1 rRNA gene is annotated in these 754 nt (G+C 27.7%); it reads left to right on the top strand.

Going from position 1 to position 754, the window contains the following annotated elements:
* Positions 1-629: 629 nt before the first annotated feature.
* A 16S ribosomal RNA gene (locus AAT22_RS01020) occupies positions 630-754 on the top strand; the annotation flags it as partial.

The raw sequence follows: 754 nt of genomic DNA on the forward strand, positions 1-754 counted from the left end.
ATCCCTTTACCTCCACCAAAGCTACGAATTTATTCGTAGCTTTTTTTGATTTAATCAAGTACTACTTATTATATAAATTAAATAAAAAAGTTTTAATATTAATTATAGAAATAATTAAATATATTTTCAGAAATAAATTATAAATAAAGAAAAAAATATAATGAAGGCATTAAAAGGAATAATAAGATAATCAGCTGCTTAAGTATTTAATATATGGCTATCAGTAAAAGAATGTATATATTCCTTTTTAAACTAGATTATAAAAAAATATATATTAAAGTTAAACTTACCCACGAGTATCATTAATAGAAAAACTTAAATATTTAGAGAATAATAAAGAAAAACGAGAATAATATCAGTAAATAATATTATATTGTAAAAAATAAATCTATTTCAAATGGTATTATAAAACATGTCGCTGAAACATGCGACAAAATAAGTCAAAAAAACTTTTAAGAAAAGTTGTTGACAAAAAGAAAAACAAATGATAAGATAATGAAGTCGCTTGAGAGCGATGAAGAAAATGGTCTTTGAAAATTGAACAGAATATAAGTTAAGTAAAATAAACCAGCAATTCTTTTAGAAGTCTTAAAACTAAGACTCAAAGTAATTTGAGACAGATTAAACTTTTTATTGAGAGTTTGATCCTGGCTCAGGACGAACGCTGGCGGCGTGCCTAACACATGCAAGTCGAGCGAGGAGATTCCCTTCGGGGATGAACCTAGCGGCGGACGGGTGAGGAACACGTGGGCAA

The organism is Clostridium sp. C8, from assembly GCF_001010885.1.
Lineage (GTDB): Bacteria > Bacillota > Clostridia > Clostridiales > Clostridiaceae > Clostridium > Clostridium sartagoforme.